This window comes from Mycolicibacterium sp. HS_4_1, from assembly GCF_054515875.1.
The window spans coordinates 2663805-2676881 of record NZ_CM137261.1 but is presented as its reverse complement, the minus strand read 5'-3'; the positions used below and the strand labels follow the sequence as shown (position 1 = coordinate 2676881).

General features: G+C 67.5%; 11 protein-coding genes and 1 pseudogene. 6 read left to right on the top strand and 6 right to left on the bottom strand.

Features of this window, described 5'->3' with window-relative positions; all coding sequences use genetic code 11:
• Nucleotides 1-477, bottom strand: coding sequence for a winged helix-turn-helix transcriptional regulator (locus ACX12F_RS12835; RefSeq protein WP_459369906.1), 477 nt, complete (start codon nt 475-477; stop codon nt 1-3).
• A gap of 96 nt (nt 478-573) precedes the next feature.
• On the opposite strand from ACX12F_RS12835, the gene ACX12F_RS12830 reads away from it, so the two are divergent.
• On the top strand, nt 574-1758 hold the full coding sequence (locus ACX12F_RS12830; RefSeq protein ID WP_459369905.1) for a thiolase family protein: 1185 nt from the start codon (nt 574-576) through the stop codon (nt 1756-1758).
• 4 nt (nt 1759-1762) lie between these two features.
• Here ACX12F_RS12830 and ACX12F_RS12825 read toward each other — a convergent pair whose 3' ends face one another.
• Nucleotides 1763-2206, bottom strand: coding sequence for a nitroreductase family deazaflavin-dependent oxidoreductase (locus ACX12F_RS12825; RefSeq protein ID WP_459369904.1), 444 nt, complete (start codon nt 2204-2206; stop codon nt 1763-1765).
• 80 nt (nt 2207-2286) lie between these two features.
• On the opposite strand from ACX12F_RS12825, the gene ACX12F_RS12820 reads away from it, so the two are divergent.
• Entirely contained in the window at nt 2287-4821 is a 2535-nt protein-coding gene (locus ACX12F_RS12820) for a flavin-containing monooxygenase (RefSeq protein ID WP_459369903.1), read from the top strand.
• On the opposite strand, the gene aspS is transcribed toward ACX12F_RS12820, so the two are convergent.
• Nucleotides 4814-6610, bottom strand: a complete 1797-nt coding sequence (aspS, locus tag ACX12F_RS12815; protein WP_459369902.1) for an aspartate--tRNA ligase — start codon at nt 6608-6610, stop codon at nt 4814-4816. The two genes, ACX12F_RS12820 and aspS, sit on opposite strands and share 8 nt — an antisense overlap.
• 71 nt (nt 6611-6681) lie before the next feature.
• On the opposite strand from aspS, the gene ACX12F_RS12810 reads away from it, so the two are divergent.
• Complete coding sequence (locus tag ACX12F_RS12810) at nt 6682-7563, top strand: oxidoreductase (RefSeq protein WP_459369901.1); 882 nt, start codon at nt 6682-6684, stop codon at nt 7561-7563.
• 2 nt (nt 7564-7565) lie between these two features.
• Here ACX12F_RS12810 and ACX12F_RS12805 read toward each other — a convergent pair.
• A pseudogene (locus tag ACX12F_RS12805) lies at nt 7566-8213 on the bottom strand (phosphoribosyltransferase); the annotation flags it as partial.
• A gap of 139 nt (nt 8214-8352) precedes the next feature.
• On the opposite strand from ACX12F_RS12805, the gene ACX12F_RS12800 reads away from it, so the two are divergent.
• Nucleotides 8353-8811 carry an MPT63 family protein gene (locus ACX12F_RS12800; protein WP_459370334.1) on the top strand — a complete coding sequence of 153 codons (459 nt, stop codon included), beginning with the start codon at nt 8353-8355 and terminating at the stop codon, nt 8809-8811.
• 33 nt (nt 8812-8844) lie between these two features.
• A complete protein-coding gene (locus ACX12F_RS12795; protein ID WP_459369900.1) occupies nt 8845-9360 on the top strand; it encodes an SRPBCC family protein in 516 nt (171 codons plus the stop codon).
• Here the strand turns inward: ACX12F_RS12795 and ACX12F_RS12790 are convergent.
• Complete coding sequence (locus ACX12F_RS12790) at nt 9348-10874, bottom strand: carboxylesterase/lipase family protein (protein ID WP_459369899.1); 1527 nt, start codon at nt 10872-10874, stop codon at nt 9348-9350. The two genes, ACX12F_RS12795 and ACX12F_RS12790, sit on opposite strands and share 13 nt — an antisense overlap.
• A gap of 32 nt (nt 10875-10906) precedes the next feature.
• Here ACX12F_RS12790 and ypfJ point away from each other — a divergent pair, with 32 nt between their 5' ends.
• On the top strand, nt 10907-11797 hold the full coding sequence (gene ypfJ, locus ACX12F_RS12785) for a KPN_02809 family neutral zinc metallopeptidase (RefSeq protein WP_459369898.1): 891 nt from the start codon (nt 10907-10909) through the stop codon (nt 11795-11797).
• Here the strand turns inward: ypfJ and ACX12F_RS12780 are convergent.
• Nucleotides 11794-13062 carry a 13E12 repeat family protein gene (locus ACX12F_RS12780; protein WP_459369897.1) on the bottom strand — a complete coding sequence of 423 codons (1269 nt, stop codon included), beginning with the start codon at nt 13060-13062 and terminating at the stop codon, nt 11794-11796. The genes ypfJ and ACX12F_RS12780 overlap by 4 nt on opposite strands.
• Between the last annotated feature and the right edge of the window lie 15 nt (nt 13063-13077).

Below are 13077 nucleotides of genomic sequence, written 5' to 3'. Positions count from 1 at the left end.
TTACCGACCGCGGTGCCGGGCCAGCTTCATTCCGAGCTCCTCGGGCGGCACCTCGTGTCCCGCCGCGCACCGGATCTCCACAGTGGCGTCGGCGCCGCACCCCAGGTGCGTGAGCCGCAGTCCGGTGTCGCCCAGGTGCTTGCGGCCCCACTCGAACATCGCCCACACCACCGGCATGAAGTCCGTGCCCGCCTGGGTCAGGACGTATTCGTCGCGGCTGCGCTGGCCGGGCTCCTGGTACGGCCGTTTGGTGAGCAGGCCGGCCTCGACCAGCTCGGCCAGCCGGGCCGAGGTGGCCGCCTTGGTGATGCCGACCCGTCGGGCGAAGTCATCGAATCGTGTTGTGCCGTAATAGGCCTCGCGCAGGAGCAGCATCGCTGATTTGGTGCCGACCAACGACATGGTCTTCTCGATGGCGCACTGGCCGACGGCCGACCATGTGTCGCGATCGGCGAGGACACCCTGGAGCGCTGTCATGCGAATCACTCTACCGCTGGGTTGTTCTTGCCATACCCAGGTGTTAGATCTGAGTATAGGAAGCAGTACTCAGCGTGGAGTTGCAGGAGGATTCTGATGTCCGGATACACAGACCGCGACGCCGTCATCGTGGCGGCGGTACGCACACCGGTCGGCAAGGGCAAAGCGAGCGGCGCGTTGCACGACGTTCTTCCCGTCGATCTGCTCGCCCACAGCCTGCGGTCGGTGGTGGACCGCACGGTCGTCGATCCCGCACTGGTCGACGACGTCATCAGCGGTGCCGTCACGCAAGCCGGCGATCAGGCGGCCAACATCGCCCGCAACGCCGTGCTGGGAGCAGGTTTCCCGGAGAGCGTGCCCGGCACCACCGTCGACCGGCAGTGCGGCAGCTCGCAGCAGGCCATCTCGTTCGCCGCGCAGGGTGTGCTCGCCGGGTCATACGACGCGGTGATCGCCGCGGGCGTCGAGTCGATGTCCCGGGTTCCGATGGGCACGGCCGTGCTGCCCGGCAGCAACCCGTTCGGCGCCGGCATGGCCGAGCGCTATCCCGACGGTCTTGTCCCCCAGGGCATCAGCGCCGAGCTGATCGCCGCGCGATGGAACTTTTCGCGTGCCCAACTGGACGAGTTCTCCGCCGCCAGCCACGAGAAGGCGGCACGAGCCGCCAAGGACGGACTGTTCGACAACGAACTCGTGCCGGTGGCCGGCCTGACCGCCGACGAGATCATCCGGCCCGGCACGTCCATGGAGACGCTGTCCGGACTGAAGCCGGCCTTCTACAGCGACGCCTACGCCGCGCGTTTCCCCCAGATCCGCTGGGAGATCACACCCGGCAACTCGTCACCGCTGTCCGACGGCAGCGCGGCGGTCATGATCACCAGTGGCGCCTTCGCCCGCAGCCACGGCCTCGAGCCGCTGGCCCGCATCCACACCATGACCGCGGTCGGCTCGGATCCGTTGTACATGCTGACCGGCGTCATCCCGGCGACCGAGAAGGTGCTGGCCCGGTCCGGCCTGTCGCTCTCCGACATCGACCTGTTCGAGGTCAACGAGGCGTTCGCGCCGGTCGTGCTGGCCTGGGCGGCCGACACGGGGGCCGATCTCGGGAAGACGAACGTCAACGGCGGCGCCATCGCCATCGGCCACCCGCTCGGCGCCAGCGGTGCACGCATCATGAGCACCCTGGTCAACGCGCTCGAGCAGCGCGGCGGACGCTACGGGCTGCAGGTCATGTGCGAGGGCGGCGGCATGGCGAACGCCACCATCATCGAGCGGCTGTAGCGCCTCAGGCGCGCACGAGCTCGAAGAGCGGGATGACGCGCGACGTCTTCGCCTGGTAGTCGGCGAAGACGGGGGCCACGGCCGTGATGAGCGGATACGTGGCCTCGCGCTCGTCGTCGGGCAGTTCGCGGGCGACGACGGTGTAGGCGTCCAGGCCGGCGTCGGTGCCGATCTCGACGTGCGCGGCCGGGTTGGCGCGCAGGTTGTGCACCCAGTCGGGATGGGTATCGGCGCCGGCCTTCGAGCCGACGATGATGATCTTGCCGTCGACCGGCAGGTACGCCAATGGCGACATCCGCGGTTGCCCCGACTTGGCACCGGTGGTGTGCAACAGCAGCAGATTGCCGCCCTCGAACTGTCCACCCACCTTGCCGCCGTTCGCGCGGAACTCGTCGACGATGGCGGCGTTGAAGGCATGGAAGGACGCGGCGTCCGTGAATTCGGTCATGACTGACGCAACCGCGTAAACCGGCCCAAATGTTCCCGTCCCGGCGCGATACTTGCGTGGTATTGACGGAGGTGCAAATGATGCCAGATATGGACGCCGTCGTGGTCGGAGCCGGGTTCGCCGGCCTGTACCTGATATACAAACTGCGCGAGCACGGCTTCTCGGTGCGCGTCTTCGAGGCCGGCGACGACATCGGCGGTACCTGGTACTGGAATCGGTATCCGGGCGCGCGGGTCGACATCCCGAGCCTGGACTACATGTTCAGCTTCGACCCCGACTGGCACCGGGACTGGCAGTGGTCGGAGAAGTACGCCACCCAGCCGGAGATCCTGCGCTATCTGGGCCACGTCGCCGACAAGTTCGACCTGCGCCGCGACATCACGCTCGGTACCCGTGTCACCAGCGCGCACTGGACCGACGGAACCTGGCGCGTGCGCACCGACCACGGCGACGACGTTACGTGCCGTCACCTGGTGATGGCCACCGGCTGCCTGTCGATACCCAAGGAACCCGATATCGCGGGCATCGAGACCTTCACGGGCGAAACGTTCTACACCAATCGCTGGCCCCACGAGCCCGTCGACTTCACCGGCAAGCGGGTCGGGGTGATCGGCACGGGATCGTCGGGCATCCAATCGATTCCATTGATCGCCGCGCAGGCCGCACAACTGACCGTCTTCCAGCGCACGCCGTGCTTCTCCATCCCGGCGCACAACGGGCCGGTGTCGCAGGAGAAACAGGAGGCACTGGCCGACGAACCGGCCTACCGCGCCGCGGCGCGGGCGTCGTTCGGCGGGGTACCGCAGGAGCGCACGCTGATCCCGACGTTCGCGGTCCCCGAGGCCTACCGCCAGCAGCGGTACGAACGCGCCTGGCAGATCGGCGAACTACTGGAAACGCTCAACATGTTCTCGGACCTGATGAGCAACCCGGCCGCCAACGAGTCATTCGCCGACTTCGTCCGCGACAAGATCCGCGCGGCCGTGCATGATCCGCAGACTGCAGAACTGTTGTGTCCCAATGACTATCCGGTCGGCGCGAAACGCCTGTGCCTCGACACCGACTACTACGCCACGTTCAACCAGCCCCATGTGCGACTGGTCGACCTGCGCACCCAGCCGCTGGTCCGCGTCACCGAAACCGGCGTCGAGACCGTAGGTGAATCCTTCGACTTCGACGCGCTGGTGTTCGCCACGGGCTTCGACGCCATCACCGGCGCGGTGACGGCCATCGACATCGTCGGGCGCGACGGACTCGCACTGAAAGACAAATGGGCACAAGGGCCGTCGACCTACCTCGGCCTCACCACCACCGGGTTCCCGAACCTTTTCCTGATCACCGGACCGGGCAGTCCATCGGTGCTGTCCAACATGGCGGTGTCCATCGAGCAGCACGTCGAATTCGTCGCCGACACCATGGCGTATCTGCGGGCGCACGGTTTCGACACCATCGAACCGACGCCGACCGCCGAAGCCGGCTGGATGCAGCACGTCGCCGACGCGGGCGCCATCACGATGTTCCCGCAAGCGAATTCGTGGTACGTCGGCGCCAATATCCCCGGCAAGCCGCGGGTCTTCATGCCGTACGCCGCGGGCGTCGACTTCTATGGCGCCGCCTGCGCCGACGTCGTCGGCCAGGACTACCTCGGTTTTCAGCTGACCGGCCCACACGGTTCGCAATGCCACGACGGTGTGGTCCGGCGGCTGCAACCCGACGTCCAGATGGTGCTGGACATGATGGCGGCGATGAATCTGCCTCCACTGGAATCGCTTCCGGTCGAGACGGCGCGCGCCGCCATGGTCGAGGCGAATGCCGCCCGCCCGCCGGGTCCGGATGTCGGCGAGGTCATCGACGGCCGCTTCCCCGGTGCCGCAGGCGAACTCGACTACCGCCTGTACCGTCCGGCGACGCCGCGGCCACACCCGGTGCTCGTCTACTTCCACGGCGGCGGCTGGGTACTGGGTGACGCGTCGTCCGACGATCCGCTGTGCCGCGACCTGTGCGTGCGGGCCGACGCCCTGGTCCTCTCGGTGAACTACCGGCACGCCCCGGAACATCCGTTCCCCGCGGCCGTCGAGGACGGCATCGCCGCCCTGCAGTGGGCCGCCGACAACGCCGGCGCGCTCGGCGGACTTCCGGACCGGCTGGCGGTCGCCGGATGGAGCGCGGGTGGCAACATCGCCGCCGGCGTATGCCAGTGGGCCCGCGATCACGGCGGCCCGCACCTCAGTGGGCAACTTCTGCTGACGCCGGCGACCGACGCGCAGCCGTACCCGTCCCATGAGGAGAATGCCGAAGGTTACGGGCTCACCACACCACTCATGCAGTGGTTCGGTGCGCACTACGGCGGCCCTACCGACGATCCGCGCCGGGCCCCGCTGCGCGGCGACCTCGCCGGCCTGCCACCGACGATGGTGGTGACCTGCGAGTTCGACCCGCTCCGAGACGAAGGCAACGCCTACGCCGCCGCGCTGACCGGAGCGGGCGTGCCGACCGAGCACGTGCAAGCCCGTGGCCACACCCACCTGTCGACGACGATGGTCGACATGGTCGTGTCGGGAGAACCCATCCGCGACCAGATGGCCGCGGCGCTGCGGAGGTTCTTGGCTACTTAGCCTCTGCCTCTGCCTTGGGTTCCGATTTGGCCTCGGGCTTGAAGTCGATGCCCGACTCCTTGCGCTGCTGCGCGGTGATCGGCGCCGGAGCGTCGGTCAGCGGGTCGACGCCGCCGCCGGACTTCGGGAACGCGATGACCTCGCGGATCGAATCCATCCCGGCCAGCAGCGCCACGATGCGGTCCCAGCCGAAGGCCAGACCGCCGTGCGGCGGTGCGCCAAAGGCAAAGGCGTCCAACAGGAATCCGAATTTCTCCTGCGCCTCATCGTGGTCGATGCCCATCATCGCGAACACCCGTTCCTGGAGGTCGCGCCGGTGGATGCGGATCGAGCCGCCGCCGATTTCGTTGCCGTTACAGACGATGTCGTAAGCGTCAGACAGTGCGGCGCCGGGCTCGGTGTCGAAGGTCGCCTCCGACTCGGGGGTGGGCGCGGTGAAGGCATGGTGCATGGCTGTCCAGGCACCCGAGCCGACGGTGACGTCGCCCGATGCCGTGGCCGCATCGGCCGACTCGAACATCGGCCAGTCCACCACCCAAGTGAATGCCCAGGCGTCGGGGTCGATCAGGTCGAGTCGCTTGGCGATCTCGATGCGCGTCGCGCCGAGCAACGCACGGGCGCCCTTGGCCGGACCGGCCGCGAAGAAGATGCAGTCCCCCACCTTCGCGCCGACATGCTCGGCCAGACCGGCCCGCTCGGCGTCGGTGAGGTTCTTGGCCACCGGGCCGCCCAGCTCGCCGTCCTCGCCCACGAGCACGTAGGCCAGGCCCTTGTGGCCGCGCTGCTTGGCGAACTCCTGCCAGCCGTCCAGCGTGCGGCGCGGCTGCGACGCACCCCCCGGCATGACGACCGCACCCACGTACGGCGCCTGGAACACCCGGAACGGCGTGTCCTTGAAGTACTCGGTGCACTCGACGAGCTCGACAGCGAAGCGCAGGTCCGGCTTGTCCGAACCGAAGCGGCGCATGGCTTCCTCGTAACTGATGCGCGGCAGCGGCAGCGACACATCGACGCCGATCAGCTGCCACAGCGCGGCCAGTACCTCTTCGGCGACGCCCATCACGTCGTCGGCATTGACGAAGCTCATCTCGAGGTCCAGCTGGGTGAACTCGGGCTGGCGGTCGGCGCGGAAATCCTCGTCGCGGTAGCAGCGCGCGATCTGGTAGTAGCGCTCCATGCCCGCCACCATGAGCAGCTGCTTGAACAGCTGCGGGCTCTGCGGCAGCGCGTAGAACGAGCCCGGCTGCAGGCGGGCGGGCACCAGGAAGTCGCGGGCGCCCTCGGGAGTCGACCGAGTCATGGTCGGCGTCTCGATCTCGATGAAGTCGTGCTTGTCGAGCACCGCGCGGGCCGCTGCGTTGACCTTGGCGCGCAAGCGAATCGCGTTGCCCGGGCCTTCCCGGCGCAGGTCCAGATAGCGGTACTTCAGGCGGGCTTCCTCGCCGGGGGTCTCGTCGAGCTGGAACGGCAGCGGGGCGCTCTCGGACAAGACCGTGAGCGCCACCGCGTTCACCTCGATGTCACCGGTCGCGATGTCCTTGTTGGCGTTGCCTTCCGGCCGGACCTCGACGACGCCGGTCACCTGGACGCAGAACTCGGCGCGCAGCCGATGTGCCTGCTCCAGCACCGCGGCGTCACGGAACACCACCTGGGAGACCCCGGAGGCATCGCGCAGATCAATGAAGATGACGCCGCCGTGGTCGCGCCGGCGCGCCACCCATCCGGCGAGGGTCACCGTCTGGCCGGCGTCGGTGGACCGCAACGAACCGGCGGCGTGGCTGCGCAACACGAAATCTCCTCAAGAAGTCTGGATTCGATCGCTCAGTCTAAAGGGGTGCCTCGACCGGTATTTTGGCGACAGTGAGCTTTGCCCTCGTAGGACCAGGCGCCATCGGATCGACCATCGCCGCACTGTTGTACGCGGCGGGTCGCGAGGTGGTGCTGTGCGGGCGGACCGCACGGCAACAGATCGAGGTCCGGGTCGACGGCGCCGAGCCGATCGTCGTACCGGGCCCGGTACATACCGATCCCCAAATCGTCACCGGTCCGGTCGACGTCGTACTGCTGGCGGTCAAGGACACCCAGTACGCCGACGCCGCTCCGTGGCTGGCTGGCTTGTGCGGTCCGGACACCATCGTCTGCGCACTGCAGAATGGTGTCGAGCAGGCCGACCGCCTGCGGCCCTATTGTCCCGAATCTGCGGTCGTACCTGCGGCGATCTGGATCGCCGCCGAGACCCAGCCCGACGGCTGGGTGCAGGTGCGCACCACGCCGCGGCTGGTCCTGCCCGACGGCCCCGCAGCCACCCGCTTGGCGGCGGCACTCGACGGCATCGGGATCGACGTCGAATTGGACACGGACTTCGTCAGCGCAGCGTGGCGCAAGCTGCTCGTCAATGCCGTGGTGGGTTTCATGGTGTTGCCCGGGCGCCGTTCGGGGATGTTCCGGCGCGACGACGTCGCCGCGCTGGCCCGTCGATACCTGGCCGAATGCCTTGCCGTCGCGCGAGCCGAGGGCGCGACCCTTCCCGACGGTGTGATCGACGAGATCGCCGACATGCTGGCGCAGGCGCCCACCGACATGGCGACCTCGATGTTGATCGACCGCCAAGCAGGCCGTCCACTGGAATGGGACATCCGCAACGGCGTGATTCAGCGCATGGGCGCCATGCACGGCATCGCCACCCCGATCAGCGACATCCTGGTGCCGCTGCTGGCCGCGGCGAGTGACGGCCCGGGTTAACGCAGCAGCCGGCGCACCTCGACGTCGCTGACCTGGCCGAAATCGTGGTATGACTCCCCCACGGCCGCGAAGGGCGTCGGCATGTCGGCGCAGACGATCTCGTCGACCATTCCGGTGAGCGCCCGACACGCCGACTCGGCAGCCACGGGGACCGCGACCACCAGCATCCGCGGGCCGCTCGCGCGCACCACCTCGGCCGCCACCCGCATGCTGGCTCCGGTGGCCATGCCGTCATCGACCAGGATCACCGTTCGCCCGATCACCTCCGGTGGTGGTCGGCCACGGCGGTAGTCGGCTTCACGCCGGCGTAATTCGCGGCCCTCGGCCTCTGCGACCTCGGTCAGCGTCTGCTGCGAAATATGCAGTGGCCCAACTACATCCTGATTGACGACGATGTGACCACCCGCGCCGAGCGCGCCCATGGCGTACTCCTCGTGACCGGGCACGCCCAGCTTGCGAATGATCAGCGCGTCCAGCGGCGCGCCGAGCGCTTCGGCGATTTCCCGCGCGACGGGGACGCCACCGCGGGCCAGACCGAGCACGACGACATCGCGTCTGCCGCGGTAGGCCGCCAGCAGACCGGCCAGCACGCGCCCGGCCTCCGCACGGTTACGAAAGATGCGCCTCGATACCTGGTTTCGCGTAGACATCGGGTCTACCCCGTTCCCGTCGGTCCACTTCCCGATCTTAGTCGCCAGGCCGAGGCCTAAAGGCCATTCACATCGCGCCTGTTCAGTGGTAATCCGTTATTGACATCGCAGGTAAAAACGTCGGGAGGTAGAAGTGAAGATTGCCGCAGCAGCCGTTGCGAGTGTTGCCGTCATCGGCATCGCCAGTACTCCGATCGCATCAGCCGACTATCCGCTCGTCGGCAAGCTCGGAACCACGCTGACGATGACCGACACCGTCGGTCAAGTTCAGCTGAGCTGGAGGGTCAGCGACCTCAAGCCGAGCTCCGATGTCATGCCGGGCTATCCGGTCGCCGGAAAGCTGTGGGAAGCCACGGCCACCGTCCGCGCGCTCAGTGGCCCCGTAACCCCCGGCATCTCACAGTTCAACGCCGTCGCGCCGAACCAGGCCAGCTACCGCGTGCTGTGGATGGTCGCCAGCCCGGTCAACATCAGTGGCGGGACCATCCCGCAGGGCGGGCAATCGACCGGAAAGATTCACTTCGACGTCACCGGCCCCGCACCCACGACGGTGACGATGAACAACGGTATGGAAGACCTGATGGTCTGGACCCCGTGAGTTAGTAGACACCCTGCTCTAGGGTGTCTACTCATGAAGACCTACCAGTGCGAACGCGTCGGCGTGGATTTCATCGACAGCGCACCGTTCCGCTTCGTCAGCAAAGTCAATCTGGCGATCAAGCCGGAGCAGCTGTTCGAGGTCTTCTCGGATGAGACATCCTGGCCGCACTGGGCCACGCTGATCACCAACGTGGAGTGGACCAGCCCGAAGCCGTACGGCGTCGGCACCACCCGCACGGTGTCGATGCGCGGTCACATCGTCGGCGACGAGGAGTTCATCGGCTGGGAACCGTTCTCCTACATGGCTTTCCGATTCAACACCAGCACCTCGAACATGCTCTCGGCCTTCGCTGAGGGCTATACCGTCGAGGAGACCGCAGATGGTTGCCACCTGACGTGGGTGATGGCCATGAAGCCGAACGGTCTCGCCGGTGAGCTGGGCATGCGAGCCGGTCGGCCCGTGATGGCGTGGCTGTTCCAGAGGTTCCTGCACAACCTGCGCCGCTACTGCGACGAGCGATACGGGGACGAGCGCTACGGCGCGTAGAGCCCTTCCCAGACCGCACGTCGCACCTGGTCGGGGTCGTCAATGGTCTCGTCGCGCATCGAGCCGATGACCCGGGTGGCGCGACGCTCGATGTCGTATGCCGGCCAATCCGCCATGCCATCTGAGCGGGTCGCGAAATCCAGCCAGGTGCGTTGCATGCGCCGGCCCACCGACGGCTGCACCTGACGCCCGAGCGGGTGCAGCATCCGGCCCAGATACGAGCCGTAGCTGTGCTGGATGTGCACGATCTCGCTGCCGTGCGTCGCGCCGAGCCCCAGCACTTTCAGCGTCCAGGTGGTGTGGTCGAACCGGTAGACGTGTGTCGGCGCGTGCCGACTGTAGGCGTCCGCGAAGGCCCACGTCGGCGCGCCGAACATGACATCGGAGCCGATGGCGATCAGCGCCCGGCGGCGCGGGTAGCTCGGATATGCCTGCAGCACAGCATCTTTGGAGTCCGGCGCAATACGCGCGAAATAGTCGTCGACCATCGGCACCGTAGTGGGCAGCATCGGCGGCCTGCCCCAGGCGAACATCGACGCCTCGCGGCTGTTGGTGCCGACGATCAACGGCACCTTCGCCACCGCCCCGGCCTGGGCGGCCGACACCGGATGCGCGGGCAGCAGGTCGACGCCGTAGGTCAGTCCGTAGGCCAACTTCGGGCTGCTGGCGGCGCTCTCCCCCTGCAGCTGGCCGGCGGCACGGCGTAGTTGGCGCTGCGGCAGCGCGGCGATTTCTTCGACGCCGACACCCAGGCGGCGCACGAACTCGTGAGCCTGGCGCGCCCGGGTTTCGCGGTCGGCGATGAGCGGCAATGCCGGGCTCTGCGCGATGGCCCGGCCGAACAGTCCGTCGGCGGCGGGACTGGCCAGCAGCGCCAGCACCGACGTAGCGCCGGCGGATTCGCCGAACACGGTGACCTGGTCGGGGTTCCCCCCGAATGCCGCGATGTTGTCGCGCACCCATTTCAGTGCCGCGAGCTGGTCCCGCAGGCACAGGTTGTCGTCGAATCCCGGGCCGAGATCGCCGAGTTCGAAACCACCGAACACCCCGAGGCGGTAGGTGACGTTGACGACCACCACGTTGCCGTTGGCCGCCAGCCGCGAGCCGTTGTACAGCTGCAGCTGGCCGGCCCCGAACACGAACGCACCCCCGGGAATCCACACCATCACCGGTAGCGAACCCGTGACATCGGGTGACCACACCGTCACCGTCAGGCAGGCTTCGTCCCGCATCTTGGGGTCGTCGCGCCCGCCACCGACGAACGACTTGCCTTGCGGCGGGATGGGTCCATGGTCGATGGCGTCGCGAATGCCGGTCCACGGGATCAGCGGCTGCGGAGCGCGGAACCGCAACGGGCCAACGGGCTGCTCGGCGTAGCCGACACCCCGCCAGACGTACACGCTGCCTTCGGTGGTGCCCCGGAGGGCTCCCGCGACGGTGTGAACGATGGTCGAACGGTCAATGGTTTCGGGCTGGACGGCCACACCGGAAATCCTAGTGTGGAAAGCTGGCATCCTGTCGTATTCGAGGCCCGGACGGAGCGGTGATGACCTTCAACGAAGGTATGGAGATCGACACGAGCAACACGTCGACCAGTGGGGGTGGCGGCTTCGGCGGCCGTGGCATCGCGATCGGCGGCGGCATGGGCGGTCTGGTGATCGTGGTGGTCGCCATGTTCCTCGGGGTGGACCCGAGTTCGATTCTCGGCCACCAGAACCAGGCGCCGCAGTCGAGCCAGGGCTCCAGCGCGTACGACCTGAGCAAGTGCAAGACCGGCGCCGACGCCAACAAGTACCTGGAGTGCCGCATCGTGGCGACAGGAAACTCGGTGGACGGGGTGTGGTCGCAGCTGCTCAAGGGCTACCGTCCGCCGAAGATCCGGTTGTTCAGCCAGAGCGTGAACACCGCGTGCGGGCCGGCCACCACCGATGTCGGCCCGTTCTACTGCCCGGGCGACAAGACCGCCTATTTCGACACCACGTTCTTCCAGACCCTCGTCGACCAATTCGGTTCCAGTGGCGGACCTTTGGCACAGGAGTACGTCGTGGCACACGAGTTCGGCCACCATGTGCAGGATTTGCTCGGTGACATCGGCAAGGCACAACGGGGGCCGAAGGGCGCCGAGGGCAACAGCGTACGCACCGAGCTGCAGGCCGATTGCTACGCCGGCGTGTGGGCCCACTACGCCTCGACGGTGAAGCAGAAGAGCACGGGCGTCCCCTTTCTACAGCCGTTGAGCGACAAGGACATTGCCGATGCCTTGTCGGCCGCCTCATCGGTCGGTGACGATCGCATCCAGAAACAGGCCACTGGCCGCGTGAACCCGGAGTCCTGGACACACGGGTCGTCGGCGGAGCGCCAGAAGTGGTTCACCACGGGCTACCAGACCGGCGATCCCAAGCAGTGCGACACCTTCAACGCACAAAACCTGGGTTAGGCCGCGGGTTTGATGCGCGCGATGTAGACGTCGCGGGTGAAGATACGCAACCCCTCCGGCGTCGGTGGCGCCGTTGAGGTGTAGACCGCTCCCGAAGGCGTAGTCAGCGCGATCGTGTGCCGGCCGTACCGGTCGTAACTCGCGGCCGCCTGCCAGCCGGGTTCTTCTTTGACGTAATTGCAGTGCTCACACAGCCCATCCCCATTGTGCGCACTGGTCGGCCCACTCGTGACATGCGGCGTGACGTCGTCGGTGTGCCGAATCCTCGCGTTGCAGTACGGGGTCCGACACACCTGGTCCCGCAACGCGATGAACCGCGCCAAGCCTTTCGGAAACGCCCGCGCCGTCGACTCCATCGCCACCAACTTGCCGGTGCCGGGCTGGGCATACAACCGCCGCAACGCTGCCCCCACCTTCTCATCAGCGGCCGCAGCCAGCACCAGCTCGCGAGCCAGCACCGCCGGAATGGGCCCATAGCCATCCAACTGCGCGGGCTCCTCACCCCCGGTCAGCAGCGTCTGATCCGAGAGCACCAGATTGACCGTCACCGGCACGGGCGACTCGACCGGATTGCGGCCCGTGACCCGCTGCACCACAACGTCCGCCATAACCTGCGCACGGCCGCGCCCCGACCCCGCCGCCACGACCGACGCCGCCTCACGCGCGAGCGTCTGGCGCACCAGCTGACCGTACGCAGCCGGCAGCAGCACCGTCATCGACATCATGCCGTCACGGGCCACCCGAAACCGCACATGCCGCGCAGCCCGCGCCCGCGTCATCTTGTCCACCACCGTCTGCTGATCCAACTCATAGGCGATCCGCGCGGCCTCGGCCGAAACCTGCGTGTTCCCCAACCCCGCCAAGCGGGCCGGATCCGCACACAGCTCGACATCCAGAAGCTGACGATCCAACACCGACAGGCACGCCGCCTCTTTCGTGATCAACTCCGCCCGATGCTCCGACAGCACGCCCGATTCCAGTGCTGCCAGGGTGCACGGCATATCCGCCATCAAGATCCGGGCCATCGCCATCAACCGCTCACCCCGATGCGGGGACTCCTGCCGCGCCAACCCAATCTCCGAGCCCAACGCGGCCCGCGACACCCGCGGCCCACCCGCACGCGCCGCCTCGATCCGCCGCGCCTCCAACAACGCCGCCACACGGACCTGCTCGGCCGCCGCAACCGCCTTCACCCGCTCGAGCTCAGCGATCCGACCCAGCAACACCGCCTCGTCAGCGCCGGGGTCCACCACACATTCGCTCATACGTTCGATAATACT

Coding starts and splice junctions, on each gene's coding strand:
- ACX12F_RS12825 (WP_459369904.1), bottom strand. CDS start 2,206: ATGACCGAATTCACGGACGCCGCGTCCTTCCATGCCTTCAACGCCGCC.
- ACX12F_RS12820 (WP_459369903.1), top strand. CDS start 2,287: ATGCCAGATATGGACGCCGTCGTGGTCGGAGCCGGGTTCGCCGGCCTG.
- ypfJ (WP_459369898.1), top strand. CDS start 10,907: ATGACCTTCAACGAAGGTATGGAGATCGACACGAGCAACACGTCGACC.
- ACX12F_RS12835 (WP_459369906.1), bottom strand. CDS start 477: ATGACAGCGCTCCAGGGTGTCCTCGCCGATCGCGACACATGGTCGGCC.
- ACX12F_RS12795 (WP_459369900.1), top strand. CDS start 8,845: ATGAAGACCTACCAGTGCGAACGCGTCGGCGTGGATTTCATCGACAGC.
- ACX12F_RS12780 (WP_459369897.1), bottom strand. CDS start 13,062: ATGAGCGAATGTGTGGTGGACCCCGGCGCTGACGAGGCGGTGTTGCTG.
- ACX12F_RS12830 (WP_459369905.1), top strand. CDS start 574: ATGTCCGGATACACAGACCGCGACGCCGTCATCGTGGCGGCGGTACGC.
- ACX12F_RS12790 (WP_459369899.1), bottom strand. CDS start 10,874: ATGCCAGCTTTCCACACTAGGATTTCCGGTGTGGCCGTCCAGCCCGAA.